The organism is Aurantimonas manganoxydans SI85-9A1 (assembly GCF_000153465.1).
In the GTDB taxonomy this organism is placed as follows: domain Bacteria; phylum Pseudomonadota; class Alphaproteobacteria; order Rhizobiales; family Rhizobiaceae; genus Aurantimonas; species Aurantimonas manganoxydans.
The window spans coordinates 2,496,564-2,517,347 of the sequence record NZ_CH672387.1 but is presented as its reverse complement, the minus strand read 5'-3'; the positions used below and the strand labels follow the sequence as shown (position 1 = coordinate 2,517,347).

At 66.8% G+C, this 20,784-nt stretch carries 19 protein-coding genes, 1 tRNA gene and 2 pseudogenes; 12 read left to right on the top strand and 10 right to left on the bottom strand.

All coding sequences use genetic code 11. The annotated features are described in order from the left end of the window. The first annotated feature begins 6 nt into the window (after positions 1-6). Positions 7-867 (top strand): glycosyltransferase family 25 protein, encoded by an 861-nt coding sequence (locus tag SI859A1_RS11880; protein WP_009210000.1) that lies wholly within the window; start codon positions 7-9, stop codon positions 865-867. Here the strand turns inward: SI859A1_RS11880 and SI859A1_RS11875 are convergent. The 5 genes from SI859A1_RS11875 to carA all read right to left on the bottom strand — a co-directional run bounded on the left by SI859A1_RS11875 (position 843) and on the right by carA (position 7,994). Next, positions 843-1,889: a glycosyltransferase family 4 protein gene (locus SI859A1_RS11875; RefSeq protein WP_009209999.1), complete on the bottom strand. Its 1,047-nt coding sequence runs from the start codon at positions 1,887-1,889 to the stop codon at positions 843-845. The genes SI859A1_RS11880 and SI859A1_RS11875 overlap by 25 nt on opposite strands. Before the next feature lie 134 nt (positions 1,890-2,023). Continuing rightward, positions 2,024-2,497 carry a transcription elongation factor GreA gene (gene greA / locus SI859A1_RS11870; protein WP_009209998.1) on the bottom strand — a complete coding sequence of 158 codons (474 nt, stop codon included), beginning with the start codon at positions 2,495-2,497 and terminating at the stop codon, positions 2,024-2,026. Positions 2,498-2,679: 182 nt separating this feature from the next. Further along, a complete protein-coding gene (gene carB / locus SI859A1_RS11865; RefSeq protein ID WP_009209997.1) occupies positions 2,680-6,111 on the bottom strand; it encodes a carbamoyl-phosphate synthase large subunit in 3,432 nt (1,143 codons plus the stop codon). A 215-nt stretch (positions 6,112-6,326) separates the two neighbouring features. Further along, positions 6,327-6,587, bottom strand: coding sequence for a helix-turn-helix domain-containing protein (locus tag SI859A1_RS11860; RefSeq protein WP_050767520.1), 261 nt, complete (start codon positions 6,585-6,587; stop codon positions 6,327-6,329). Between the two features lie 219 nt (positions 6,588-6,806). Next, on the bottom strand, positions 6,807-7,994 hold the full coding sequence (gene carA, locus SI859A1_RS11855; protein ID WP_009209996.1) for a glutamine-hydrolyzing carbamoyl-phosphate synthase small subunit: 1,188 nt from the start codon (positions 7,992-7,994) through the stop codon (positions 6,807-6,809). A gap of 157 nt (positions 7,995-8,151) precedes the next feature. Between carA and SI859A1_RS21485 the strand changes: the two genes are divergently transcribed. Together SI859A1_RS21485 and SI859A1_RS11850 are read left to right on the top strand one after the other, a co-directional pair. Then, on the top strand, positions 8,152-8,334 hold the full coding sequence (locus SI859A1_RS21485) for a hypothetical protein (protein ID WP_148233822.1): 183 nt from the start codon (positions 8,152-8,154) through the stop codon (positions 8,332-8,334). A gap of 75 nt (positions 8,335-8,409) precedes the next feature. Beyond that, positions 8,410-8,859 (top strand): GatB/YqeY domain-containing protein, encoded by a 450-nt coding sequence (locus tag SI859A1_RS11850; RefSeq protein ID WP_040325742.1) that lies wholly within the window; start codon positions 8,410-8,412, stop codon positions 8,857-8,859. Positions 8,860-8,905: 46 nt separating this feature from the next. On the opposite strand, the pseudogene SI859A1_RS20945 reads toward SI859A1_RS11850, so the two are convergent. The 3 genes and pseudogenes from SI859A1_RS20945 to SI859A1_RS11830 form a co-directional block, all read right to left on the bottom strand. Beyond that, positions 8,906-9,863, bottom strand: a pseudogene (locus tag SI859A1_RS20945) (IS630 family transposase). Between the two features lie 80 nt (positions 9,864-9,943). After that, positions 9,944-10,663: an LrgB family protein gene (locus SI859A1_RS11835; RefSeq protein WP_009209993.1), complete on the bottom strand. Its 720-nt coding sequence runs from the start codon at positions 10,661-10,663 to the stop codon at positions 9,944-9,946. Then, the gene (locus SI859A1_RS11830) at positions 10,656-11,015 is read right to left on the bottom strand and encodes a CidA/LrgA family protein (protein WP_040325740.1); all 360 of its coding nucleotides are present in this window, start codon (positions 11,013-11,015) and stop codon (positions 10,656-10,658) included. The genes SI859A1_RS11835 and SI859A1_RS11830 overlap by 8 nt, the downstream gene beginning before the upstream one ends. Before the next feature lie 159 nt (positions 11,016-11,174). Here SI859A1_RS11830 and dnaG point away from each other — a divergent pair, with 159 nt between their 5' ends. The 7 genes from dnaG (at position 11,175) to SI859A1_RS11795 (ending at position 18,614) form a co-directional block, all read left to right on the top strand. Further along, complete coding sequence (dnaG, locus tag SI859A1_RS11825; protein WP_009209992.1) at positions 11,175-13,139, top strand: DNA primase; 1,965 nt, start codon at positions 11,175-11,177, stop codon at positions 13,137-13,139. Between the two features lie 306 nt (positions 13,140-13,445). Next, complete coding sequence (gene rpoD / locus SI859A1_RS11820) at positions 13,446-15,443, top strand: RNA polymerase sigma factor RpoD (protein WP_024351281.1); 1,998 nt, start codon at positions 13,446-13,448, stop codon at positions 15,441-15,443. Between the two features lie 257 nt (positions 15,444-15,700). After that, positions 15,701-15,994: an HlyU family transcriptional regulator gene (locus SI859A1_RS11815; RefSeq protein WP_040325739.1), complete on the top strand. Its 294-nt coding sequence runs from the start codon at positions 15,701-15,703 to the stop codon at positions 15,992-15,994. 133 nt (positions 15,995-16,127) lie between these two features. Next, complete coding sequence (locus SI859A1_RS11810; RefSeq protein WP_040325738.1) at positions 16,128-16,997, top strand: SDR family oxidoreductase; 870 nt, start codon at positions 16,128-16,130, stop codon at positions 16,995-16,997. 47 nt (positions 16,998-17,044) lie between these two features. Further along, positions 17,045-17,452 carry a ketosteroid isomerase-related protein gene (locus SI859A1_RS11805; RefSeq protein ID WP_009209989.1) on the top strand — a complete coding sequence of 136 codons (408 nt, stop codon included), beginning with the start codon at positions 17,045-17,047 and terminating at the stop codon, positions 17,450-17,452. Next, positions 17,449-18,072, top strand: a complete 624-nt coding sequence (locus tag SI859A1_RS11800) for a GNAT family N-acetyltransferase (RefSeq protein ID WP_009209988.1) — start codon at positions 17,449-17,451, stop codon at positions 18,070-18,072. The genes SI859A1_RS11805 and SI859A1_RS11800 overlap by 4 nt, the downstream gene beginning before the upstream one ends. Before the next feature lie 191 nt (positions 18,073-18,263). After that, the gene (locus tag SI859A1_RS11795; RefSeq protein WP_040325737.1) at positions 18,264-18,614 is read left to right on the top strand and encodes a hypothetical protein; all 351 of its coding nucleotides are present in this window, start codon (positions 18,264-18,266) and stop codon (positions 18,612-18,614) included. Positions 18,615-18,688: 74 nt separating this feature from the next. On the opposite strand, the gene SI859A1_RS11790 is transcribed toward SI859A1_RS11795, so the two are convergent. Then, a complete protein-coding gene (locus SI859A1_RS11790) occupies positions 18,689-19,438 on the bottom strand; it encodes an SIMPL domain-containing protein (protein WP_009209987.1) in 750 nt (249 codons plus the stop codon). Positions 19,439-19,606: 168 nt separating this feature from the next. Here SI859A1_RS11790 and SI859A1_RS11785 point away from each other — a divergent pair. After that, positions 19,607-19,683, top strand: a tRNA-Ile gene (locus SI859A1_RS11785). Positions 19,684-19,800: 117 nt separating this feature from the next. On the opposite strand, the pseudogene SI859A1_RS11780 reads toward SI859A1_RS11785, so the two are convergent. Continuing rightward, positions 19,801-20,117, bottom strand: a pseudogene (locus SI859A1_RS11780) (transposase); the annotation flags it as partial. A 149-nt stretch (positions 20,118-20,266) separates the two neighbouring features. Here SI859A1_RS11780 and SI859A1_RS22115 point away from each other — a divergent pair. Then, the gene (locus tag SI859A1_RS22115; RefSeq protein WP_009209985.1) at positions 20,267-20,755 is read left to right on the top strand and encodes an IS110 family transposase; all 489 of its coding nucleotides are present in this window, start codon (positions 20,267-20,269) and stop codon (positions 20,753-20,755) included. Positions 20,756-20,784: the final 29 nt, after the last annotated feature.

Genomic DNA, 20,784 nt, shown 5'->3' with positions numbered 1-20,784 from the left:
ACAACGGTGCGCGCCATCCCCGACATCTGGTTCATCAATCTCGCCGACGCCCGCGAACGCCGGGCGCTCATCGAGGTGCAGGCCGAAGCAATCGGGCTGGACGTGCATCGCCAGGAAGCCTGCACTGTCGCCGGTATCGACGACGCGAGCTACGCGCGTCTCTCCACCAGCTGGGAGCGGCCGATGACCCGGCCGGAACTGGCGGCCTTCCTCTCGCATCGCAGGCTGTGGGAGCGGGCGGCAGCCAGCGAGGACGGCCTGATCGTCCTGGAGGACGACACGGTCTTCGGCACGCATTTTCCGCGGGCTGTCGCAAACGCTGCGGCCAGCAACTTCGACCTCGTCAATTTCGAGACGGTCGGTCGCCGCAAGTTCTTTCGCAAGCGCGGCGGCACCACCGTTGGCGGGGTCCGTTTCACCGAACTGGTGCGCGAGAAGTCGGGAGCAGGCGCCTATTTCGTCTCCCGGAACGGCGCCCGGGCGCTGCTGGCGAAGGCCGAGACGCAGGCCGCCCCGGTGGACGCCTTCATGTTCGGCGTCTGCCGCTTGCGGACGGCGCAGGTCGAGCCGGCGGCGACCATGCAGGTTCATCTCCTGGAAGAGCGCGGCTTCGATGTCGGCCTGTCGACCCAGACGTCGATCCATCAGCCTCGCCAGCGCCTGCCGCTGAGCTGGGCCAATCTGCCCTATACGGGACGTCGGATCGGCACGCAGCTACGGCTGGCGCTGGTGCAGGCGCGCCGTCTTGCCGACGTCGAGTTTCGTCCGGCAGGCTTCGACGCAGCGGCGTTCACGGCCGTCCTGCCGGTATCGCGCGACGCGATGGCTGCGCGATTGCGCCGCTACGACGACCAGAGCGTCTCGTAGACCTCGCGGATTTCCGCCGCTTCCCGCGTCAGCGGAAACGCGTCCCTGACCCGCAGAAGGCCTGCCTCCGCGGCACGCTGGCGAAGCGCGGCGTCGTCCAGATAGGGGGCGATCGCATCCGCCAGCGCGCCGGCGTCGCCCACCGGCACCACGCGGCCGGTCACGCCCTCCACGATCTGCTCGGCAAAGGCGCCGGCGTCGCTGGCGACCACCGGCGTGCCGCTGGCCATCGCTTCCAGCGGCGTCAGGCCGAACCCCTCGTTGCGCGGCGGCGCCACATAGAGGTCGAACCGCCGGAACCACGCGGTGACGTCCGCGACTTCCCCGAGAAGGAGGATGCGGTCGGCAAGCCCGGCATCGGCGATGCGCTGGCGGAGGCTCGCTTCGTAGGCAGCGTGTTCGGCGGTCGTGCGACCGGTGATGACGGCAATCCAGTCCGGGCGCGCGGGCAGCAGCGCGATCATCGCCTCGACGAAGAGATCGGTACCCTTCTGGTGCCGGATGCGGCCGGAGCATCCGACGATCCTGCGGCCTTCGAGCGCCTGCCCCTGCGGGCCTTCGGGGAGCGGACCGTGCGGGCCGAAACGGTCGAGATCGATGCCATGCATGACGATTCGCGAGCGCACCTGCAGAAAGGCGGCGCTGCGTGCGCTGGTGGCGATCACCGCGTCCATCCGGCGGATGAGGAAGCGGGTCGGGCCCTTGTGATGGCGCTGGGCGGCCGAGGTGAAGACAAGTTTCAGCGGCATGCGGAGAATGTCGCGCAGGACGATGCCGGCGATCATCTCGATATTGCGGCGGGCATGCCAGATGCGGTGGCGGCGATGGCGCGGCCGCGTCCAGAGCTTCGGCAGCGCCGACCAGGCCAGGCGGGGAACGCCGGGCGGCAGGACGTCCGGACCCATGGTGGCGATGCCGAGGGTGCGGGCCTGCAGCGGCAGCAGCTGGACGATGGTGGAGGTGACGCCCGACAGCCGGCGCTTGAAGTTCGGGGCGATGACCTCGACGTCCCGGATGTCCATGGCGGCCGTTCTTCTGCGATTGCCGGGCAGGGGCGGCGGGCGCGAGACGCGTCCGCCTGCCGGTCTTGGAAGGGCCCACCCGTGTCAGCGTGCGCCAGGGCGCGGCGCCGACGGGCGGGCGGAGACAGAAGCGATCAGGCCCAGCGAACCTCGAGGATCTCGTAGGAGCGGGCACCGCCGGGCGCAGCGACCTCGATGGTGTCGCCGTCGGTCTTGCCGATCAGCGCGCGGGCGATGGGCGAGGAGATCGAGATGCGGCCCTTCTTCACGTCGGCTTCCTGATCGCCGACGATCTGGTAGGTCTTCTCTTCCTCGGTGTCCTCGTCGATCAGCTTGACCGTGGCGCCGAACTTGATCGTCGCGCCGGACATCTTGGTCACGTCGATGACCTCGGCGCGGGCCGTCAGGTCTTCCAGTTCGGAGATCCGGCCCTCGTTCAGGCTCTGGGATTCCTTGGCGGCATGGTACTCGGCGTTCTCCGACAGGTCGCCATGGGCGCGCGCCTCGGAAATCGCCGCGATGATCCGCGGACGCTCCTCCTGCTGGCGACGACGGAGCTCCTCGCGCAGAGCGTCGTAACCGTGGTTCGTCATCGGGACCTTTTCCATGGCCTCCACCTTTCCGATGCGCGGCCCTGCCGCGGCATCTGCATTATTCTTTGATTGCCGGACGGCGAACGCGCCAGGCCGGAGCACAATAACAAACCGGTCCCATACGACCGGGGTCGCTGGAACCAGCTTGGTTATCCAGATTGAACGCCCGGGCGCCCGGGCGTCGGGCGCCGTTTCAATCAGGCAGCATTAAAGTACGATTGCAACGGCCGAACTTCAAGATTGCCCTTCCGCAGGGCCGCGATGGCCTCCGCGGCCGCCACCATGCCCGCGAGCGTGGTGTAGTAGGGCACCTTGTGGATCAGCGCGGCGCGGCGCAGCGAGCGCGAATCCGACAGCGCCTTGGCGCCCTCCGTCGTGTTGAGGACGAGCTGCACCTGCCGGTTGCGGATGGCGTCCTCGATATGCGGACGGCCTTCCAGCACCTTGTTGATCTTCTCGGCTGCGATGCCGCGATCGGCGAGGAAACGGTGGGTGCCGCCGGTGGCGATGATCTTGAAGCCCATCTCGTAGAGCCGGCGGACCGGCGCGAGGCTGCGCTCCTTGTCGGCTTCCTTCACCGAGATGAACACCGTGCCCTCCTGGGGCAGGTCGACGCCGGCGCCGAGCTGCGACTTGGCGAAGGCCACCGCGAAATCGTAGTCGAGCCCCATGACCTCGCCGGTCGACCGCATCTCGGGGCCCAGCAGCGTGTCGACGCCCGGGAAGCGGGCGAAGGGGAAGACCGCTTCCTTGACCGCGATGTGCTTCAAAGCGCGCGGGTCCGGTGCGCCGCCATAGGCCGCAAAGGCCGCATCCAGTGTCTCGCCGGCCATGATCCGGGCGGCGACCTTGGCGATCGGTGCGCCGATGGTCTTGGCGACGAAGGGCACAGTGCGCGAGGCGCGGGGGTTCACTTCGAGGACGTAGACCACGTCGTCCTTGATGGCGAACTGGACGTTCATCAGGCCGCCGACCTTGAGCGCCAGCGCCATTTCGCGGGTCTGGCGGACCAGTTCGTCGGTCATTGCCGTCGACAGGGAGTGGACCGGCAGCGAGCAGGCCGAGTCGCCCGAATGGATGCCGGCCTCCTCGATGTGCTCCATGATGCCGGCGACATAGGTCGCGGTGCCGTCGCTGAGGCAGTCGACATCGACCTCGATGGCGTCCGACAGATAGGAGTCGATCAGCACCGGCGACTTGCCGGACACGACGACGGCCGTGTGCATGTAGCGCTCGAACTGCGCCTCGTTGCGCACGATCTCCATGGCCCGGCCGCCCAGGACGTAGGACGGACGCACCACGACCGGATAGCCGATGCGGGCGACGATATCGCGGGCCTCGTCCACCGAGCGCGCGATGCCGTTGCGCGGCTGGCGCAGGCCGAGCTCGTTCAGCAGCCGCTGGAAACGATCGCGGTCCTCGGCGAGATCGATGGCGTCGGGCGACGTGCCGAGGATCGGGATACCGGCTTTCTCCAGCGCTTCGGCGAGCTTCAGCGGAGTCTGGCCGCCAAACTGCACGATCACGCCATGCAGCCTGCCGGCGGTCTGCTCGGCCTTCAGGACCTCAAGCACGTCCTCGGCGGTCAGCGGCTCGAAATACAGCCGGTCCGACGTGTCGTAGTCGGTCGACACGGTCTCCGGGTTGCAGTTGATCATGATGGCTTCGTAGCCGGCGTCCTGCAGCGCGAAGGCCGCGTGGCAGCAGCAATAGTCGAACTCGATGCCCTGGCCGATCCGGTTCGGACCGCCGCCCAGGATCACCACCTTCTTCGCGTCGGTGACCGCGGCCTCCGAGCGCATCTCGCCGGCAAAGGCGCGCTCGTAGGTCGAGTACATGTAGGGCGTCGGCGAGGCGAACTCGGCCGCGCAGGTGTCGATCCGCTTGTAGACCGGGTGCACGTCGAGCCTGTCGCGCAGGGCCGAGACATCGGCCGTCTCGCCGCCGATCAGCTTGGCCAGCCGCGCGTCGGAGAAGCCGACCGACTTCAGGAAGCGCAGATTGTCAGCGTCGTCCGGCAGGCCGTGGGTGCGGATCTTCTCTTCCTGGTCGATGATCGCCTTGATCCGGGCGATGAACCACGGGTCGATCTTGCACGACTGGTGGACCTGCTCCGGCGAGGTGCCCATGCGCAGGGCCTGGGCGACCATCAGCAGGCGGTCGGGTGTCGGCGTGCCGAGCGCGGCGCGGATGGCGTTCTTGTCGTCGCCTTCGCCGATGCCCGGAATCTCGATCTCGTCGAGGCCGTCCAGCCCCGTCTCGAGGCCGCGCAGCGCCTTCTGGAGCGATTCCTCGAAGGTCCGGCCGATCGCCATGACCTCGCCGACGGACTTCATCGCCGTGGTCAGGATCGGCTCGGAGCCGGGGAACTTCTCGAAGGCGAAGCGCGGAATCTTGGTGACGACATAGTCGATCGACGGCTCGAAGGAGGCCGGCGTCGCGCCGTCGGTGATGTCGTTCTCCAGTTCGTCGAGCGTGTAGCCGACGGCGAGCTTGGCCGCGACCTTGGCGATCGGGAAGCCGGTCGCCTTGGAGGCGAGGGCGGAGGAGCGCGACACGCGCGGATTCATCTCGATGACGACGAGGCGGCCGGTCTGCGGATCGACGGCGAACTGCACGTTCGAACCGCCGGTCTCGACCCCGATCTCGCGCAGCACCGCGATCGAGGCGTTGCGCATGATCTGGTATTCCTTGTCGGTCAGCGTCAGTGCCGGCGCGACGGTGATCGAATCGCCCGTATGGACGCCCATCGGGTCGATGTTCTCGATGGAGCAGACGATGATGCAGTTGTCCGCCTTGTCGCGGACGACCTCCATCTCGTATTCCTTCCAGCCGAGGACGCTCTCCTCGATCAGCACCTCGGTCGTCGGGGAGGCGTCGAGGCCGCCCTCGACGATCTCGAAGAATTCCGAGCGGTTGTAGGCGATGCCGCCACCGGTGCCGCCGAGCGTGAAGGATGGCCGGATGATCGCCGGCAGGCCGACGTCCTCGAGCGCTTCGGCCGCCGCGGCCAGTGCCCGCGTCATGTAGCGCTGCTTGCGGTCGGGCTCGCCGATCAGCCACTCGTGCTCCAGCGCGGCGAGGGCGGCGTCCTGCTCGGCCTCGTCGGTGATGGTCGCGATGATCTCGGCGCGGCGGGTGTCGTGGACCTTGCGGTCGGCCGACTTGGCGTCGGTGGCGTTGGCCAGCAGCGAACGCGGGGTTTCCAGGCCGATCTTGGCCATCGCCTCGCGGAACAGCGCGCGGTCCTCGGCCTTGTCGATGGCGTCGGCATCGGCGCCGATCATCTCGACCCCGTATTTCTCCAGGACACCCATGCGGCGCAGCGACAGGGCCGTGTTGAGCGCGGTCTGGCCGCCCATCGTCGGCAGCAGCGCGTCGGGCCGCTCCTTGGCGATGATCTTGGCGACGACTTCCGGGGTGATCGGCTCGATATAGGTCGCGTGGGCCAGATCCGGGTCGGTCATGATCGTGGCCGGATTGGAGTTGACCAGGATGATCCGGTAGCCCTCCGCCTTCAGCGCCTTGCAGGCCTGCGTGCCGGAATAGTCGAACTCGCAGGCCTGCCCGATGATGATCGGGCCGGCGCCGATGATGAGAATGGACTTGATATCGGTACGCTTTGGCATGGCGAGGCTTCGTCCGGTTATGTTGCGCGCCAAAAAGCCCGGCTGCACGATGTGACGGCCGGTCGCTTCAGGTTCTGTCGAGGCTGAGGCCGGCTTATAGGCAACCGGCGTGGATGGCGAAAGGGTAGATCGTCCGGAATCTTGTGTGCGACGCGATCGGTCGGTCGGCAGGGGCGGTAAGACGGCGTCCCCTGCCTGTGTGACCGGCAGGTCGCTCATGCGTCCGGGAGCGGCGGTTTGGCCGAGAACAGCTCCGAGGCACTGCGCGGCAGACCGCGGCCGTCATAGGTCTCGATGCCGAGCGACAGCGCCAGGCAGGACAGTTCGACCGTCTTCGGGATCTCGACGCTCTTTCCGTCGCGCGCACCCTTTTCGTAATACTGGATGACCCGCTTCTTCAGGCCGAGCTTCTCCGCCGCGTCCTTCTGTTTCAGGCCGAGCGCCTTGCGCCAGGCCCTGAAGCCATCAGCGTTCATGAGCCCTCCCGTGACCGGACCGGCACATCTGCGACCGGCCGCTGCCGGCCGGCGCCCGAAACGAGATCCGCACCGATGCTATCGCGTCGGCCAAGGCGATGAAACAGAGCGCCCGGGGCGCCGTCGCGGCGGCGCATCTCTGGGTGCTGTCGCCCGACGTTTTGCAGGCGGCCAGTCAGCCAGGGGGCGCTCGTCGTAGCCATGGCCTCGTCGCCGCTGTCAGGCGGCGGCCTTGCGGCCCTTGTGCTCGTCGATCATCCGGAAGAACCGGTCGAAGAGGTAGTGCGAATCCTGCGGGCCAGGCGAGGCCTCGGGATGGTGCTGGACCGAGAACACCGGCTTGCCGGTGAGCCGCAGGCCGCAATTGGACCCGTCGAACAGCGAGCGATGGGTTTCCTCGACGCCCTCGGGCAGCGAATCGGCTGCGACGGCAAACCCGTGGTTCATCGACACGATCTCGACCTTGCCGGTGGTGAAGTCCTTCACCGGATGGTTGGCGCCGTGGTGACCCTGATGCATCTTCTCGGTCTGGGCGCCGAGCGCCAGCGCCAGCATCTGGTGGCCGAGGCAGATGCCGAAGACCGGCACATCCTTCTCGATCAGCGTCTTGATGGTCGGCACGGCGTAGTCGCCGGTCGCCGCCGGATCGCCGGGGCCGTTCGACAGGAAGACGCCGTCGGGATTGTGGGCGAGAATGTCCTCGGCGCTGGTCGTCGGCGGCACCAGTATCACCCGTGCGCCTTCGCCGGCCATCCGGCGCAGGATGTTGCGCTTGGTGCCGTAGTCGATGGCCACGATGGTGTAGCGCGGCTCGGCCTCGGCGGCGTAGCCGGCATTCCAGACCCAGGGCTTCTCGTCCCAGATCACCGCGTCGGAGCCCGCCGCTTCCTTGGCGAGATCGAGGCCGACAAGGCCGCTCCAGGCGGCGGCGCGCGCCTTCAGGGCGTCGATGTCGAACTGGCCGTCCGGATCGTGCGCGATGACCGCGTTCACGGCACCCTTTTCGCGAATCAGCGCGGTGAGGGCGCGGGTGTCGACGCCTGACAGGGCGATGACGCCGCGGTCCTTGAGCCAGGCATTGAGGTGGCCGGAGGAGCGATAGTTCGACGGCTCGGACACGTCGGCCCGGAAGATCGCGCCGACCGCGCCGGTCGCGTTGGCCGGAACCAGGTCTTCCTGGTCCTCGTCATTCGCTCCGACATTGCCGATATGCGGGAAGGTGAAGGTGACGATCTGCCGCGCATAGGAGGGATCGGTGAGAATCTCCTGATAGCCGGTGAGGGCGGTGTTGAAGCACACCTCGCCTTCGATCGCGCCGGTGGCGCCGAGACCGAAACCGTCAATGACCGTCCCGTCTGCCAGCACCAGAACTGCGGTCGGCTCGCGGATTGTCCAGCCTTCGGTCATGGGGCGCCTCTTTCGTCTATGGGTCCGTGCCGGGCCAGCCATCGCGGCCGCAGCGTCGCATCGGCAGGCCTACAATCGGCGCCGGCATGTCCCCGCGATATCTGCCGAGACGGCGGTCGTTGCAAGGGACCTTGCGGAGTCTTCCGCGATTTTCTACATGCGCGCCACGCTGCACGGCAAGAAGCCGGCGGGTGCCGGACCGGCATTCGCGCAGATCGGCACGATGACAGGATTGCAAAACGGCGGCCTCGACGGCCCGATCAGACATGGACCAGCGGCACTCTCCTGTGCCGAGGCTGGAATCGCCGCCCGGACCCGGCTTTACCTTTTCATCCGTTAGGTATGGATTAGTATCGGACTGGTGGCATTCGTCGGTCATGCAGACTGTTCACGAAACCTGAAAGACAAAGACCCCATGCGCGAGCATCTTGCGGACGCCCTCAAATCCGCGACCAATGGCCAGGACAAGACCCGCTGCTCCACGCTGCGGCTCATCCACGCCGCCATCAAGGATCGCGACGTCGCCAATCGCACAGCCGGGCGCGATCCGGTCAGCGACGACGAGGTGCTGCAGATCCTGTCGAAGATGATCAAGCAGCGGATCGAATCGGCCAAGGGCTTCGACGAGACCGGCCAGCCGGCGCTCGCCGATCAGGAGCGCCGCGAAATCGCGGTGATTCGCGAATTGCTGCCGCCGCAGCTCAATTCCGGCGAAATGGAACAGGCCTGCCGCGAAGTGGTGGAAGACACCGAGTCGCGCGGTCTGCGTGACGTCGGGCGCTGCATGAACGCGCTCAAGGAGCGCTATCCGGGCAAGATGGACATGGGCAAGGCCTCCACCGTGGTGAAGGGCCTGCTGCGCTAGGCGCCGCGACCGAACGACGATTCCCGCAAGCTAGAGCGTCGGACGCTTAATCAGACGCATATCCCGCGGCCTTGAGGTAGTTCCAGCACTCTTCTGGTTCAAAGAGGCCGCAGATATCGCCGATGGCCTTCCAGAGATCGTCGAATGTTCTGGCGGCAGCCTTGCGCAGATGTGCCTTCAGCTTTGAGAACGCCATCTCGATCGGGTTCAGATCCGGCGAATAGGGTGGCAGGAATAGGAACCAGGCGCCTCTTCGTCGAAGGCACTCGGCCGCCCGCTGACTTTTGTGGACAGCAAGATTGTCGAGAATGACGATGTCGCCTTTGCGCAGCGTCGGCGCGAGCTGGGTCTCGATGTAGGTGTCGAAGGCGGATCGGTTGAGCGGCCGGTCGATGACCCAGGGTGCGGTTAGTTCGTGGCAGCGCAGGCCGGCAATGAAGGTCTGGGTGCCCCAGTGGCCGAAGGGTGCGTCGGCGCGCAGTCTCCGGCCGCGCCGGCTACGGCCGCGCAGCCGGGCCATCTTGGTCGTCACCGACGTCTCGTCGATGAACACCAGACGCTGCGGCGCCAATCGCATCCGGGGCTGGCGCTTGGTCTTCCAGACCCGGCGCTCCTCACGCACGCCGGCGCGTGCGCATTCCGACGCCATCAGGCATTTTTTTATATGTGAAGCCGCGCCGGCACAGAAAGCGCGACAGCACCGCCGGGGCGGCGGTCACGCTGTGCACCTCCATCAGCAGCGCGGCCAGTTCCGGCATGGTGATGTCGGGCTTGGCTTCGACGGCGCCGATCAGGAAGGCCTCAAACACCTCCAGCTTTCCGCTACCGCGAGGGCGGCCCTGCTTGTGCGGTGCGATCGATCCTGACCGGACCCGCCGCTGGTCCAGCTTGATCGCAAAGCTCTCGCTAACGCCAAAATGGCGAGCCGCCGCCCGACGAGACTGACCCTTGTCGATGAAGCCGGCGACCCGTTCACGCAGATCAATCGAATAGCTTTTGCTCATGATCCACCTCCAACACGAGGGAATCACGGTGAAGGCTTAAAGGGAAGCGGGCCGGGGATTCTGAGATTCAGTCCGACGCTCTAGAACAGAAACGTCCAGAGCAGCGGCAGGATGATCGCCGTCGCGAGGGCGTTGAGGCCCATGGCGAGGCCCGAGAAGGCCCCGGCGATCTCGCTTTCCTGCAGGGCCCGGGCTGTGCCGATGCCATGCGAGGCCGTGCCCATGGCAAAGCCCCGCGCCGCCGGATCGCGAATCCCCATCAGGTCCAGCAGCACCGGCCCCAGCGAGGCGCCGAGAATTCCCGTCGCGATGACGAAGACCGCGGTCAGCGAGGGCAGGCCGCCGAGCTTCTCGGCGATGCCCATGGCGACCGGCGCCGTGACCGATTTCGGCGCCATCGAGACCAGACTCACCGCATCCGCCCGCAGGAGGACGCCGAGCCCGATCGCCGAGGCGAGCGCCGTCAGCGAGCCGGCAAACAGGCTCGCCGCAACCGCCAGCGCGCTGTCGCGCACCCGGTCGAACTGGCGATAGAGCGGAATCGCCAGCGACACGGTGGCCGGCCCCAGCAGGAAATGGATGAACTGCGCCCCCTCGAAATAGGTCGGGTAACTGGTGCCGGTCAGCGTCAGCACCGCAACGATCGCCGCCACGGTCAGGAACACAGGGTTGAGCAGCGCGGTCGAGCCGGCCTTGCGGTAGAGCCAGGTCGCGGCCTGATAGGCGACCAGCGTCATGGTCAGGAACAAAAGCGGGCTGGCGGCCAGATAGACCCAGACGTCGACGAGTGTCTCACCCACGGCGCGCCGCCGCCTTCCGGCCGGGGCCGAAACGGTTCATCAGGAAGGCGGTGACCGCGATGGTCGCCAAGGTCGAGACGACGAGCGTCACCCCGACCGACAGGATCTCGCCCTCCAGCCGCCCCACATGCATCATGATCCCGGCGCCGGCCGGCACGAACAGCAGCGACAGATGCGACAGCAGGCCGTCGCCGACGCGGCCCAGATCGTCCGGCACCTTGCGCTTGATGAGAAGGACGGCGAACAGCAGCGCCATGCCGATGACCGGCCCGGGCAGGGGCAGGCCGGTGGCGACCGTGATCGCTTCGCCGGCGAGTTGGCACAGGAAGATGGCGGTCAGGGCTTGCAGCAAGGGGGCACCTCTTCGTCGCGACACGGATCAGCTATCATTGCCCCGGGCACGCTTCGCAAGGCTTTGCAGACCCTTCGCGACGACCGGCGATGGCGATCCGTCCGACGCGACGTCGAGAGTCGATGACAAGCGGCCGTCAAAGGCTGTATCAGGCACCTCATGCGCTTCTCTCCCGCCTTTCTCGACGACATCCGCGACCGGATCCCGATCTCGGACGTGATCGGCCGGCGTGTGACCTGGGACCGGCGCAAGTCGCAGCCGGGCCGCGGCGACCACTGGGCCTGTTGCCCGTTCCACGGCGAGAAGACGCCGTCCTTCCACTGCGAGGATGCCAAGGGCCGCTACCATTGCTTCGGCTGCGGCGTGTCCGGCGATCATTTCCGCTTCCTGACCGAGCTGGAGGGGCTGTCCTTCCCGGAGGCGGTGGAGCGGCTGGCCGCCGAGGCCGGCGTGCCGATGCCGGCGCGCGACGCTCAGGCCGAGCAGCGCGAGGCGGCCAAGGCGACCATCGTCGACGCCATGCGCCATGCCAGCAGCTTCTTCCAGGCGATGCTGCAGGAGCCCGAGGGCGCCAAGGCCCGCGCCTATCTGCGCGACCGTGGCCTGACCCCGCACACCCAGAAGAAATTCGGCCTCGGCTATGCGCCCAATTCGCGCAATCGGCTGAAGGAATATCTGGCCTCCAAGGGCGTCGGCCGCAGCGAGATCGAGGCAGCCGGGCTCGTCGTCCACGGCGAGGGGATTGCCGTTTCCTACGACCGCTTCCGCGACCGCATCATGTTCCCCATCGTCGACCTGCATGACAAGCCGATCGCCTTTGGCGGCCGCGCGATGTCGGCCGAGGCCCAGGCGAAATATCTGAACTCGCCGGAGACCGAGATCTTCCACAAGGGGCAGGTGCTCTACAATCTCGGCCAGGCCCGACGCGCGGCGAAAGCGGCCGGCACGCTCGTCGTCGTCGAAGGCTACATGGACGTGATCGCCCTGGCGCAGGCCGGCTTCGAGAATGTCGTGGCGCCCCTCGGCACGGCGCTGACCGAGCGCCAGCTCGACCTTTTGTGGCGCTCCACCGGCGAGCCGATCCTGTGTTTCGACGGCGACTCTGCAGGATTGAAGGCGGCGCACCGCTCCGCCGAACTGGCGCTGCCGGCACTGAAACCCGGGCGGTCGCTGCGCTTTGCCCTGATGCCGCCGGGCAAGGACCCGGACGATCTGGTGCGCGAGGGCGGGCCGGACGCGTTCCGCGAGATCCAGGGCGCGGCCCGGCCGCTCGCCGATCTCTTGTGGATGCGCGAGACCGCCGGCGGCGATTTCGACACGCCGGAGCGCCGCGCCGACCTCGAACACCGGGTCAAGGCGCTGCTGCGCCAGGTCGGCGACGAGAGCGTGCGCCGGCACTATCTGCAGGACGTCGAGGAGCGGCTGCGCTCCTTCTTCGGCGGATCGGCCAAGACGGCCGGCTACGGCAATCGCCGCGACGGACGCGACAACCGGGGCGGGGGCCGGGACAGGGACGATCACGGCGGCGGGCCGCGCCGCGGCGGTGCGGCCGGCGGCCGGCGCTCGGCCATCTCGGACCGCCTCGCGCGCTCCAGCCTGATGCGCCCGCAACAGGGGCCGCAGCCGTCGCTGCGCGAAATCGCCATCGTCCTCGGCTTCGTCAATCATCCGGCGCTGATCCACGAGGAGTTCGATTATTTCGCCGATCTCGACCTGCCGACAGGCGATCTCGACCGGCTGCGCTCCTGCGTCCTCGACGCCTATGCCGAAAGTCCGCCGGCCGATCGCGATGCGCTTCTGGCGGAACTGCAGGCCCGCGGCGCCCGCGACATCTTCGAGAGCTACGAGAACAAGGCCCGGATGGTGCGGCTCTGGCCCTTCCTGTCGGACGCCGCGCCCGAGGACGCGCGCGAGGCGGTTCGCCAGGCGCTGCACCTGCATCACCGGTCGCGGGCCCTGGCGTCTGAGCTGAAACTTGCCGAGGAGGCGCTAGGCCGCGAATCCTCGGAAGCGGCCTTCGCCCATCTGATGGAGGTCAAGCGCGAACTGGAGCGCGTCGACGGCACGGAAGCCCTGATCGAGGGCTTCGGCACCTTGTCGGGGCGGCCTGCGAAGGCCATATAACCATTCTGACGGACGGCCCGCAGCCTGGAGCACTGCCGCTGCGTGCAGGTAGACCATTGCTTTCAAGCACTTGACTCATCATATGGATGAGGTCGTGGGCAATCGTCCGGTCTCCGCGCTTGAAATTGCCGCTACATGCCCCTTCTTGGGGGCGTCGTCCTGCTTGATCAGCGCCGTGTGGCACGGCGCTTTATGGTTAAGCGAAAGTTTACGGCTCGTGCCGCATGGTGGCGGGCGAGATGACCGCAGCGTCCGCGGTCCGCGACGGCGGACAGCGCGGTACGCGCGAATTGGAGAATGACACGCATGGCGATCAAGGCCAAGGAAAGCGAGGCGCCGATCGAGGAGCGGAACGAGGGTGCTCCCGATGGACCCTTGCTCGACCTGTCGGATGACGCTGTCAAGAAGATGATCAAGGCCGCCAAGAAGCGCGGCTTCGTGACCATGGACAAGCTCAACTCGATGCTGTCGGCGGAGGATGTCACCTCCGAGCAGATCGAGGACATGATGACCAATCTCAACGATATGGGCATCAATGTCGTGGAGAGCGACGAAGAGGGCGAGAACGAGGAACAGTCCGAGTCCTCCGAATCGACCGAAGTCGCCGAGACCGGCCGCACCCAGGTCGCCACCACCACCAAGAAGGAAGCCGGCGACCGCACGGACGATCCCGTGCGCATGTATCTGCGCGAGATGGGCTCGGTCGAGCTTCTGTCCCGCGAGGGCGAGATCGCCATCGCCAAGCGCATCGAGGCCGGCCGCGAGACGATGATCGCGGGCCTTTGCGAGAGCCCGCTGTCCTTCCAGGCCATCATCATCTGGCGCGACGAACTCAACGAAGGCAACATCATGTTGCGCGAGATCGTCGATCTCGAGGCGACCTATGCCGGCCCCGAGGCCAAGACCCCGACGCCGCCTGCCGTCGAGGGCTCCAACGGCTCGGTGAGCGGCGTTCCCAACGGCCCGCCTCATTCGACCGGCGCCCGCGCGCCTGGCGAGGAGGAGGACGAGGAGGACGACGACCTCGAGAACAACCTCTCGCTGGCCGCCATGGAAGCCGAGATCCGGCCGCAGGTCATGGAGACCTTCGACCAGATCGCCGACGCCTATCGCCGGCTGCGCAAGCTGCAGGACCAGCAGGTCGAGAACCGTCTCGCCGCGCAGGGCACCCTGTCGCCGAGCCAGGAGCGGTCCTACAAGAAGCTCAAGGAAGAGCTGATCACGGCGGTCAAGAGCCTGTCGCTGAACCAGAACCGCATCGATGCGCTGGTCGCCCAGCTCTACGACATCAACAAGCGGCTGGTCGGCAACGAGGGCCGTCTGCTGCGGCTGGCCGAATCCCATGGCGTCAAGCGCGACGAGTTCCTGAACGAGTACCAGGGCACCGAGCTCGATCCCAACTGGACGCGGCATATCGCCAATCTGTCCGGCAAGGGCTGGCTGAAATTCGTCCAGGCCGAGAAGGAGCAGATCAAGCGTCTGCGCCAGGAGATCCAGAATCTGGCGACCGAGACCGGTCTCGAGATCACCGAGTTCCGCCGCATCGTCCACATGGTGCAGAAGGGCGAGCGCGAGGCCCGGCAGGCCAAGAAGGAGATGGTCGAGGCCAATCTCCGGCTCGTCATCTCGATCGCCAAGAAATACACCAATCGCGGCCTGCAGTTCCTGGACCTGATCCAGGAGGGCAATATCGGCCTGATGAAGGCGGTGGACAAGTTCGAGTACCGCCGCGGCTACAAGTTCTCGACCTACGCCACCTGGTGGATCCGGCAGGCGATCACCCGTTCGATCGCCGATCAGGCGCGCACCATCCGTATTCCGGTGCACATGATCGAGACGATCAACAAGATCGTCCGCACCTCGCGTCAGATGCTGCACGAGATCGGCCGCGAGCCGACCCCGGAAGAGCTGGCCGAGAAGCTGGCCATGCCGCTGGAGAAGGTCCGCAAGGTCCTGAAGATCGCCAAGGAGCCGATTTCGCTCGAAACGCCGGTCGGCGACGAGGAAGATTCGCATCTCGGTGACTTCATCGAGGACAAGAACGCCATCCTGCCGATCGACGCGGCGATCCAGGGCAATCTGCGCGAGACCACCACGCGCGTCCTCGCCTCGCTCACCCCGCGCGAGGAGCGGGTGCTGCGCATGCGCTTCGGCATCGGCATGAACACCGATCACACGCTCGAAGAGGTCGGCCAGCAGTTCTCGGTCACCCGCGAGCGTATTCGCCAGATCGAGGCCAAGGCGCTGCGCAAGCTCAAGCACCCGAGCCGCTCGCGCAAGCTGCGCTCCTTCCTCGACAGCTGATCGATCATCGGCGGCGCGTCGGTTCCGGCCATCCGGACCGGCGCGCCGTTTTTGTTGGGGGCGCTGACGCCCGCCTGCTGCCTCGCGCAGCCCTGCGCCCGCTCCACGCCGGCGCCGCGCGGTCCCTTTCGACCCGGCACGATCTCCTTCCATGATATGGCCGACACCCGCCCGGGCTTGCCGAACCGGCAAGGCCGCTATCTCCTCCTGTCGATGGCGCATCAGCGCCCGGTGCCACCAGCACGCGAAGGAAAGCCATGTCCTTTCTCAAGAAGCTGTTCGGCAGAGGTTCCGCGCCATCCGCGCCGAAGCCGGCGCGGGTTGTTGCCGAAGAGACCTATGACGGGTTCCACATCGCCGCGACACCGATCGCCGAGGGCGGCCAGTTCCGGCTCTGCGCCACCATCACCCGGACCATCGACGGCGAGACCCGAACGCACCGGCTGGTGCGCGCCGACCTGTTCCAGAGCGAGGATGAAGCGGCCCGCTTCGCGCTGATGAAGGGCCGGCAGGTGATCGACGAACAGGGCGAGGCGATCTTCGCCGGCTGATGCCGCCCTGGGCAGGTGATCGGGCCCTGCCGGGAAGCGCCCGCCACCGCACGACGCGGCCTTGGAGCGGCGGTCGACACGTGCCGGCGAGTATGATGATGTCCCGCCGGTCAGGCGAACGGGGAGGCCAACCGTGACACTTCGAAACAAGACCATCTTCATGTCCGGCGGTTCGCGCGGCATCGGCCTCGCGATCGCACTGAAGGCAGCCGCGGACGGCGCCAATGTGGTCGTGGCGGCCAAGACCGACACGCCGCATCCCAAGCTGCCGGGCACCATCCATACCGCGGTCGAGGAAATCGAGGCGGCCGGCGGCAGGGGCCTCGCCGTCGTCTGCGACATCCGCGACGAGGACCAGGTACAGGCCGCCGTCGACCAGGCGGTCGCCCGCTTCGGCGGCATCGATATCTGCATCAACAACGCCTCGGCGATCCAGCTCACCGGCACGCTCGACACGCCGATGAAGCGCTACGACCTGATGAACGGCGTCAATGCGCGGGGCACCTTCCTCGTCTCGAAGACCTGCATTCCGCATCTGAAGGCAGCGGCAAACCCGCATATCCTCAACCTGTCGCCGCCGCTCGACATGGACCCGAAATGGTTCCGCAACAACGTCGCCTACACCATGGCGAAGTTCGGCATGTCCATGTGCACCCTCGGCATGGCCGAGGAGTTCCGCCGCGACGGCATCGCGGTCAACTCGCTCTGGCCGCTGACCGCCATCGACACAGCGGCAGTTCGCAACGTTCTGGGCGGCGACCAGATGGCGCGGATGAGCCGCTCGCCGCAGATCGTCGCCGATGCCGCCCATGCGATCCTGACCCGGCCGTCGCGCGAATGCACCGGCAATTTCTTCGTCGACGAGGTGCTGCTGCGAGAGACGGGCGTCACCGATTTCTCGGTCTACGGACCTGAGGGCGGGGGCGATCCGGTCGCGGACTTCTTCGTGCCCGACGCGGTGATCGAATCCCTGCCGACCAAGCTGCAGCGCCTGCTCGGCTGAACCCGAGACGGCCGCAGCCCACCCAGCCCAACCGACGGAGCCTTCCGATGAACGACAATGCGGCGCTGATCGAGCGCTATCTCGCGGCCTTCAACGCCAGCGACTGGAGCGCCATGCTCGACTGCCTGCACGAGGACGTCGCCCATGATTTGAACGAGAGCGGTCGCGAGATCGGCCACGCCGCCTTCCGCGACTTCCTCGCCATGATGGCTCGCCAATACCGCGAGACGCTGAGCGACATCGTCGTCATGACTGCCGCGAACTCCGGCCGCGCGGCCGCCGAATACACCGTCCATGGCGAATATCTGGCGACCGCCCCGGGCCTGCCCGAAGCGAACGGACAGCGCTATACGGTGCCCGCCGGCCAGTTCTTCGAGATCGACGACGGCAAGATTACGCGGGTCACCACCTACTACAATCTCAAGGCTTGGATCGCGGCTGTCTCGGCGCGATGACGCGGGACGACACCGGCGGTCTGTCGGGCGCAACGCTGCAGGGCGCGGCCGCCGAGGCCGTGCTGGACGAACTGGCGGGCCTGCGGATCTCCGTCTTCAGCGCCTTTCCCTATCTCTATGAGGGCGATCGGGACTACGAGCGACGTTACCTTGCCACCTATGCCGCGTCGCCGGGGGCGGTGATCGTCGCTGCCCGCGCCGGGGACGGCCAGCTCGTCGGTGCCGCGACAGCGGCGCCGCTGGGCGATCACCAGCCGCAACTGGCCGCGAGTTTCGCCGCTCAAGGCATCGACCCGGCCGGCGTCTTCTATCTCGGCGAATCGGTCCTCGATCCACGATGGCGGGGCAGGGGCATCGGCCACCGCTTCTTCGACGGACGCGAGGCGGCCGCGGCCGAACAGGGCTTTGCCGTCACCGCCTTCTGCGCTGTCGAGCGTCCGGTTGATCACCCGGCGCGGCCCGCGGACTACCGGCCCCTGGATGGCTTCTGGCACAAGCGCGGCTATCGGCCGGTGTCGGGACTGACGGCGACCATGGCGTGGCGCGATCTCGGCGAGGCGGCCGAGAGCGACAAGACCATGCAGTTCTGGATGCGCGCCGTCCCGGCGGATGCCGGCTGAACCGTCGATGAACGGCCGGTTCCGGCAGCATTCAGTCCCGCTCTCCTAATGTCGGATCACTTCTTGCCGAACGGGCGGGGAGGCGATCGCATCATCCGCCACGCGCTGTCCAGCGGCCTTGCGATCGGACTTCGGCCAATGCGGTCCCGGCGGCGTGTCTGCCCGCCGGACCCCAAAGAGGAGACGCCCCGATGTTCCAGTCTTTCGCCCGCTCGATCTGTGTCGTTGCCGCGCTCGCCACCGGCGGTGTCGCGACGGCAACCGCCCCGGCTGTCGCCGACGGCCTGCGCTTCGGCGTCACCATCGGCTCCGGCCATGCGGCCCAGCCCGTGCGCCATGTCCGCCGCGGCCACCACGGCCGTGTCGCCTGTTCGCCCCGCCGCGCCGTGCGCAAGGCACGCAACATGGGCGTCCACCGGGCCCATGTCCGCCGGGCCAACCGTCGCGCCGTCGTCGTCGCCGGTCACTCGCGCGGCCACCGTGCCGTGGTGCGCTTTGCCCGCGAGCGCGGCTGCCCGGTGATCAGCTTCCGCCTTCGCTGACCGTTTTAGCCCCCGCGTGCGGCTGATGCCGCTGCGGGGACCGCTGTTCTGTCCGCGGCTTGGACCGCGGCGTGTCAGTCGGCGATGGAAAAGACCATGCGCACGCTGGCATTGAAGCTGTTCTCACCGGTCTCGACCGGAACGCTGGGCGCCGCCTCCGCCGCCATCATCTTCATCGACCGGCCCAAGGGCTGCGGCGGCATCTGCCCGCCGCTTTCGCTGATCTCGCGCACCGGGCCGAGCGTCACGCCCGCCGCTTCGGCCAGGACCTCCGCCGTGGCCATGGCGTCCGCGACCGCCTCCTGCCGTGCCGCATTGCGCGCCTCCTGTGGCTCGGCGACATCGAAACTGATCTCGCCGCCCTGATTGACCCCGAGCGTGACCGCCCGGTCGAGGATCTCGCCGAGCTTCGCAATGTCGCGCACGCGCACGGTCAGGCTGTTGCGCACCTCATAGGCGGCGATCTCCGGCGGCTTCTGGGTGCCGTCGTTCTGGTTGTCGTAGCGATATTGCGGATTGATCGAGAAGCCGGAGGTCTGCAGGTCGCGGTCCGCGACGCCTATCTCGCCCATGCCGGTCGTCACCTCGTGCATCGCGGCATTTGCCGCATCAAGGGCCTCGCGTGCGGTCTCGGCCGAGCGCAGCACCGTGAAACTTGTCATGGCGACGTCGGGCGTCGCCCGGGCCTCGCCGGTTCCGGTCACGACAAGGGTGCGCGCGGCCGCCTCGGCGGCGGGCTGCGTCGCGCCGGCCTGCGCCAGCGCGACGGCCGGCGAAGCGACGAGAATCAGGGTGGCGATCAGGGGACTGAAGCGGCGGTTCATGGACGCTGACTCTCCGTTGATGGAAGGTGACAGGAACCGCTCTTCTATGGTCGCATTGCGGCGTCAACACGAAATCGCTCGCTGCGCCCGCAGAACCCGCGTGGCGCTTCCCGCCCACCACGCTCCCGCTTGAGTGGCGCCAGCCTTTGCGCTACGCCGATCCCCGGCGGGCCTGTAGCTCAATTGGTCAGAGCCGGCGGCTCATAACCGCTTGGTTGCAGGTTCGAGTCCTGCCGGGCCCACCAAGATCTACCTAAGTGATTGCAATCGCTTGCAGTTTTCGCGAATTCGGACTCGACAGAGCCCGAACTGCATAACATCGTGCATAACATGGAAGAGAGCTATCGCTCCTTGAACATCGTCCTGACATGTTCGATGCGACGCCGGCGGCGGGAAGGGCACAGAAGTTTCCCGATGCGGCCTCTCGAAGGATCAGCTTCTCCAAGGTCAGGTCGGAGACCGCCTTTCGAAGGCGATCCTTCTCCTTCTCGAGGTCCTTCAGGCGCTTGACCTGGTTGCCCTTCAGGCCGCCGTACTCCTTCCGCCAACGATAATAGGTGAACTGCGTCACGCTGATCGCGCGCACGGCTTCAGCAACCGATCGCCCCTGCGATACCAGGACATCGAACTGCCGCAGCTTCGCGACGATCTCTTCAGGCTTGTGCTTCTTCTGCGGCATGCTCTCGTCCTCCAATGGCTCAAAAACCATACTTCAGGGAGGACCACTTAGCGTAATCGCAGGTGGCACCTCTCCCTGGACGAGAACGGTTCCTCCAGAGTGGTCAGGCAGCAACGATCGGCTTTGCCGACGAATGAAGGAGAGCCTCGATGTCCTGTTATGCCGCCCTTGATGTCTCACAAGCGATGACCGCGATTTGTATTGTCGACGAAGCCGGTCAGATCCTCCTGGAGAAGAAAGTCCCGACCTGTCCCGATGCGATTGCCGATTGTTTGAAGATCAGCGCGCCCAACCTGGAAAGGGTTGGTCTCGAAACCGGTCCGTTGGCGGTGTGGCTGTGGAACGAGCTGGCGATCAGAGAACTGCCGATCGTGTGCATCGACGCACGACATGCGAACGCCGCCTTGAAGATGCGCCCCATCAAGACGGATCGCAACGATGCTGCCGGGCTGGCGCAGATCATGCGGATAGGCTGGTTCAAGCAGGTGCGCATCAAGAGCCGCGAACAGCTATCAAATCCGCTCTCTTCTCGTAGCCCGAGAAACGCTCGTTCGCATACGGGTCAAAATCGAGAACGAGATCCGTGGTCTTCTGCGCACCTTCGGCGTGCTATTCGGCAAGCGCGTCGATGGCTTTGAAGGCCGTGCCGACGAGATCATTGATGGCG

What these genes read in the sequence shown, in the direction of transcription:
- SI859A1_RS11875 (WP_009209999.1), bottom strand. Translation starts at nt 1,889, where the DNA reads ATGGACATCCGGGACGTCGAGGTCATCGCCCCGAACTTCAAGCGCCGG.
- greA (WP_009209998.1), bottom strand. Translation starts at nt 2,497, where the DNA reads ATGGAAAAGGTCCCGATGACGAACCACGGTTACGACGCTCTGCGCGAG.
- carB (WP_009209997.1), bottom strand. Translation starts at nt 6,111, where the DNA reads ATGCCAAAGCGTACCGATATCAAGTCCATTCTCATCATCGGCGCCGGC.
- SI859A1_RS11860 (WP_050767520.1), bottom strand. Translation starts at nt 6,587, where the DNA reads ATGAACGCTGATGGCTTCAGGGCCTGGCGCAAGGCGCTCGGCCTGAAA.
- carA (WP_009209996.1), bottom strand. Translation starts at nt 7,994, where the DNA reads ATGACCGAAGGCTGGACAATCCGCGAGCCGACCGCAGTTCTGGTGCTG.
- SI859A1_RS21485 (WP_148233822.1), top strand. Translation starts at nt 8,152, where the DNA reads ATGCGCGCCACGCTGCACGGCAAGAAGCCGGCGGGTGCCGGACCGGCA.
- SI859A1_RS11850 (WP_040325742.1), top strand. Translation starts at nt 8,410, where the DNA reads ATGCGCGAGCATCTTGCGGACGCCCTCAAATCCGCGACCAATGGCCAG.
- dnaG (WP_009209992.1), top strand. Translation starts at nt 11,175, where the DNA reads ATGCGCTTCTCTCCCGCCTTTCTCGACGACATCCGCGACCGGATCCCG.
- rpoD (WP_024351281.1), top strand. Translation starts at nt 13,446, where the DNA reads ATGGCGATCAAGGCCAAGGAAAGCGAGGCGCCGATCGAGGAGCGGAAC.
- SI859A1_RS11815 (WP_040325739.1), top strand. Translation starts at nt 15,701, where the DNA reads ATGTCCTTTCTCAAGAAGCTGTTCGGCAGAGGTTCCGCGCCATCCGCG.
- SI859A1_RS11805 (WP_009209989.1), top strand. Translation starts at nt 17,045, where the DNA reads ATGAACGACAATGCGGCGCTGATCGAGCGCTATCTCGCGGCCTTCAAC.
- SI859A1_RS11800 (WP_009209988.1), top strand. Translation starts at nt 17,449, where the DNA reads ATGACGCGGGACGACACCGGCGGTCTGTCGGGCGCAACGCTGCAGGGC.
- SI859A1_RS11795 (WP_040325737.1), top strand. Translation starts at nt 18,264, where the DNA reads ATGTTCCAGTCTTTCGCCCGCTCGATCTGTGTCGTTGCCGCGCTCGCC.
- SI859A1_RS11790 (WP_009209987.1), bottom strand. Translation starts at nt 19,438, where the DNA reads ATGAACCGCCGCTTCAGTCCCCTGATCGCCACCCTGATTCTCGTCGCT.
- SI859A1_RS22115 (WP_009209985.1), top strand. Translation starts at nt 20,267, where the DNA reads ATGTCCTGTTATGCCGCCCTTGATGTCTCACAAGCGATGACCGCGATT.